Consider the following 4,645-nt stretch of genomic DNA (forward strand, 5'->3'; position numbering starts at 1 on the left):
TCAACACTTATGGAGTTATCGATAAGTTGTTTGAGTAAATTACAAGAGGATTGATTATCCTCTTTTTTTTTGCAGTAAAGTCAAGATGGTTTTTGCGTGTTTTATACAAAAGCATCGATAAATCGGATGGGATTATCGAGTGAAATAGTATTTCCGATAAAAATCGGAACAAGCTATCCAAACTGGAAAAAGTAATTTGATTACGGGGAGTTCCGGTGATGTGTTGCAGGTTTAAAACACAAAATGCGTTGTTTTTATACAACTGTTTTTCTATATTTGAATCAAATAAAACGGAGGTTTTCTCACAACTTGTACCGATTTTTCTCGGTAGGCTGGCGTTAGCCATCAGTTTGGCGGAACGAATAAAAAAAATGAAATTTCTTAAATATGAAGAAAATATTTTTAACAAGTTTGCTTTTAATTCAAATCTATGCATATTCACAAAACAGAAAGTTAAATGACAGTTTTAATCTTAAAATAACAGAAGTTAAAGGCGATTTAAATAAAGATAATCTTATTGATAAAGTTGTTGTCACTCAAGACCCAATAAATGAAAAATCACCCTATAAATTAGAAATATTTTTTGCCAAACCAAATGGAAGTTTTGAGTTAATTGTTTCATCAACTAAAATCATTGAGGCTCAATTTCCCGACGGAAGAGTTGGATATAAAACGGGTGATGGATTTTTAAACATCACAATAAAAAAAGGTGTAGTTAGTGTTAATTTTGAATTGTTAAGAGGACACTTTGAACATAAATTTAGGTTTCAAAATGGAAATTTTGAATTAATTGGGTTTTCAAAGGTTTGTTCTGATGGTCGAGGTGTAATGACAACAACAGATTTTAATCTTTCGACTGGAGTTAGAATTGAAAAAGCAGAAAGATATGATACTGATAAAGTAATTAGTAATACTAAAAAGAAAATATTGATTAAACCTTTACCAAAACTGCAAGATGTTGAACCCTTTGAAAATAAATTATATTGAAAAAACCGAATGGCTAGCAGCCGGAACCGTTGCACAACCCTTTCAAAAAGATAAACTTTCAAAGAATAATTAAAAAACCAACCTCGTTTAGCACATTCTAAGCGAGGTTTGGTTTTAGTATAAAGTTTTTTTGATCAAAATACCTGCAATTGGATGTATCATCAAACCAGTTCAGGTACTCTTTAAAACAAAACTTGCGTGTTTCACGCTTCACCAGCATTATATTCTTGCCTACCTTTTATAAACAATTCATTCAAAACTATTGCCGCACTGTTATCGGCAAAGGCGCTCATTCCGGCAACAAAAATTCCTTTTTCTCCAGTCGAAGAGCGAATGCCAAAAACAGTTGCTTCATCACCAGGATCGGTTTCGCCTTCATATCGGTACATTTCTTCAATGGTAAAGTCTTGTGGGCCATTGATAATTTTATCTTCTTGTAAGTTGTAATCTACTGTATATCCTTTTTCGGCTAATTCTTCTAGCGCTTTCGAAACCGTTGCATAATGATACATTTGACGTTCCATAATAGTTGTATTTATTGATTTATAGGTTTTTTAAAAGTACTTTTTATACAATAAAAATCAGTTACACAATTTAATTTGCGAGTTATAACATTCAACCTTCGCCACATTTCGCTTTTTAGTTGTAATTTCGCACCGCAGACCGCCTTATCGTCTCAATTTATTGAGGAGGAAAGTCCGGACACCACAGAGTAGCATAGCGGATAACATCCGTCGGTCCCGTCCCGATAGCTATCGGGATCGGGATTAGGACAAGTGCAACAGAAAGCAGGTACAGGTAATGCTGTAGTGAAACCAGGTAAACTCTATGCGGTGAAATTTCAAGTATATCAACTCCCGAGTATTCGGGATAAAAAGGGTTACTCGCCCGTTGTTGAAGGGTAGAAAGATGGAGCTTGTGAGTAATTGCAAGCCTAGATAAATGATAAGGTAACGTTGAAGTCAAATTCAATGTGAACAGAATCCGGCTTACAGGTCTGCTTTTTTTAAGTTAAATTCCATTACAATTTTTTAAAATAATTTGGGCGTTACCCTCCGTAAAAACTACGGGTCGGGCCATCCGTTCCCGCTTTTTATTGGTCTCGTCCCAAAAGACGAGACCAATAAAAGAGCTCCTCTTCTGTCCCTAACGCAAAACATTCCTCACGCAGAAATTTAGTTTTCAGTTTACAACTCCCAACTTCCAACTCCTCACTAATAATTCATATCTCATAATTCAAAATTCTAAACTCCAATCCCAAATTCCGCTTACTTTCAATGGCAATATTTTCATCCTCTTTAAAATATTTCCGCAACCGACTGATAAAAACATCCATACTTCTCCCCGAAAAGAAATCATCGGTATCCCAAATGGCTTGCAAAATCAGTTCGCGTTTCAATAATTGATTTTTATTTTCAAACAAAAAGAGCAGGAGGGAAGCTTCTTTTTCGGTCAATTGCTGCAACGAATTTTCGCCTTTCAATTGCAATCTTTTCGTGTCAAAAACAAATTTACCAATTTGAATATCGCTACTTTCAGTTCTTGTAACGGTCGTTTTTTCACTGCGTTTCAAAATATTCTGAATCCGCAAAACTAACTCGTCTGCTTCAAAAGGTTTCACGATGTAATCATCAGCACCCAATTTCAGTCCACGAATTTTGTCTTCCTTTAATTTTTTGGCAGTTAAAAATAAAAAAGGCACTTCCGGATTGTAATTCACCATTTTTTCCGCAAGCGTAAATCCGTCCATTTTGGGCATCATCACATCCAAAATGCAAAACTGAAATACCTCATTTTGAAAAGCAGAAAAAGCTTCTGCACCATCGGAAGCCCAATGTACTTCAAAGTCAAAAAGTTCTAAATAGTGCTTCAATACTTGGGCAAAATCAGCATCATCTTCGGCTAAAAGAATTTTCTTCATTTCAAACAGTTGGAATTGTCAAGTTAAAAGTGGCTCCTTTTCCCAAATCACTCACGATTTGAATACTTCCTTTGTGGGCTTTTACTATTTGTTCGACATAATACAAACCCAATCCCAAACCTTTTGTGGTATGGATATTACCTTGTTCGACTCTGTAGAATTTATCAAACAATAAAGCTTGGTTTTTCTTCGAAATTCCAATGCCGTCGTCTTGAATCGCGATGCAAAATTCGTTGTTTTTCAAAACACTTGAAACGGTAATGTTTTGGCAACCGTACTTTACCGCATTTTCCAAAACATTCGTTATTGCCGTAGTTAGATGAAATCGGTCCAACTGCAAAGTTGCTTTCGTGGTTCCAAAATCGGTATGAATATGTACTTTCGGAAACGCAATTTGGAAATCAGCAATAATCATATTTAAGAAGTCGGGCATAGCCGTTTTTTCTTTGTGCAAATCAATTTCGCTATGTCCCAAAGCATTGGTCATTACTTGGTCAATTAGGTTTTGAAGTCGACTATTTTGTCGATTTATGGTTTCTAATAATCCGTTGAAATGTTCTGGATTTGCTGCAATTTGGGGTCGACTCAATAATTTAGTAGAAACTGCTAAAGTCGCCAAAGGTGTTTTCAATTCGTGTGTGATGTTATTGATAAAATCGGTTTTGATGTCGCTGATTTTTTTCTGCTGAATCAACGATTTCAACGCGATGATAAATAACGAAATTAAGACTAAAATCGAACCTACTGCCAATAAGAAAATGCCCGTCATTCGTTTCAAAACAATGTCTTCCCAGTTTTTGATGGAAACATATAAGGTGTCTTCGGTTAATAATTGATAAGTTGAATTAGCAACGTTTGGATTTAAAATTCCACTTGTAGTTCCCACATAATTGCGAACTAAAAAAGCATCGTCTAGCGAAACCAAACCACCGTATAATTTATTGGAAATTAAAGGTTTTTCGGCAAAAATAGTATCGGATTCGGTGTTGTTGTACAAAACAAATTTGTCGAGTACAATTGCAAAATCCATTTCTAAATCCGGAATCTCTTTTTGAAATGCTCTTTGCAGTTTTAAAGTCAGTTCTTTTTTAAAACTGTTTTGCAAAATCGATTGCTTGATGCGTTCTTTTCGATCGGGATTCAATAAATAATCCACAGCAACTTGCTTATAGTACAAATCTTTTTTGACAAATAAAGTCGAATCAATATCACTGTAATCGTTCGTGATTTGGGCAATTTTCTCTTTCACTTCCAGTCGAAATTGCTCTACTTTATATTCGTAAGCGGTTTTGACCAAAAAGTATTGCATCACAATCAACCCGACCAAAACAGCCGAAGAAACGATAATTAATACGTTTATTTTTTGTCGCATAAGTTTATAAATACTCTTCAAAAATACATCTTTTCTCACATAAATAACACATTAACCCAGCATTAACCTACGATTAACGTTCGCAATGCGTATTTAAACCCACATTTGTAATCAAATCAAAACGATGAATCACATAATTTACATTACTATGTTTTTACTGTCCAAAACCTTTGCATTCGCTCAAAAAATCCCAGAAGATTTCGGGTGGGGTACTTTTTTCGAAATAATTGTACAGGTTAGAAAATGTAAAATTAAATTATATGCATATCCTTTTTTAATCATACTCCTGTAATACTTGCTATCACTAGTCTATCGAAGATTTTCTCACCAAAATATCTGCGATTTAGCTTATAAACAAACTCGTT

The 4,645-nt window shown here is 34.7% G+C and carries 4 protein-coding genes and 1 other RNA gene; 2 read left to right on the forward strand and 3 right to left on the reverse strand.

Going from position 1 to position 4,645, the window contains the following annotated elements:
* Nucleotides 1–387 precede the first annotated feature (387 nt).
* A complete protein-coding gene (locus ACIQ2X_RS13935) occupies nt 388–987 on the forward strand; it encodes a hypothetical protein (protein WP_396179547.1) in 600 nt (199 codons plus the stop codon).
* A 203-nt stretch (nt 988–1,190) separates the two neighbouring features.
* On the opposite strand, the gene ACIQ2X_RS13940 is transcribed toward ACIQ2X_RS13935, so the two are convergent.
* Nucleotides 1,191–1,511, reverse strand: a complete 321-nt coding sequence (locus ACIQ2X_RS13940; protein ID WP_396179549.1) for a hypothetical protein — start codon at nt 1,509–1,511, stop codon at nt 1,191–1,193.
* A 131-nt stretch (nt 1,512–1,642) separates the two neighbouring features.
* Here ACIQ2X_RS13940 and rnpB point away from each other — a divergent pair.
* Nucleotides 1,643–1,995, forward strand: an RNA gene (gene rnpB, locus ACIQ2X_RS13945) — RNase P RNA component class A.
* Between the two features lie 214 nt (nt 1,996–2,209).
* Here rnpB and ACIQ2X_RS13950 read toward each other — a convergent pair.
* Complete coding sequence (locus tag ACIQ2X_RS13950) at nt 2,210–2,908, reverse strand: response regulator transcription factor (protein WP_396179550.1); 699 nt, start codon at nt 2,906–2,908, stop codon at nt 2,210–2,212.
* Between the two features lies 1 nt (nt 2,909).
* Nucleotides 2,910–4,280: a sensor histidine kinase gene (locus tag ACIQ2X_RS13955; RefSeq protein ID WP_396179551.1), complete on the reverse strand. Its 1,371-nt coding sequence runs from the start codon at nt 4,278–4,280 to the stop codon at nt 2,910–2,912.
* Between the last annotated feature and the right edge of the window lie 365 nt (nt 4,281–4,645).

It is taken from the genome of Flavobacterium sp. (genome assembly GCF_044368625.1).
In the GTDB taxonomy this organism is placed as follows: domain Bacteria; phylum Bacteroidota; class Bacteroidia; order Flavobacteriales; family Flavobacteriaceae; genus Flavobacterium.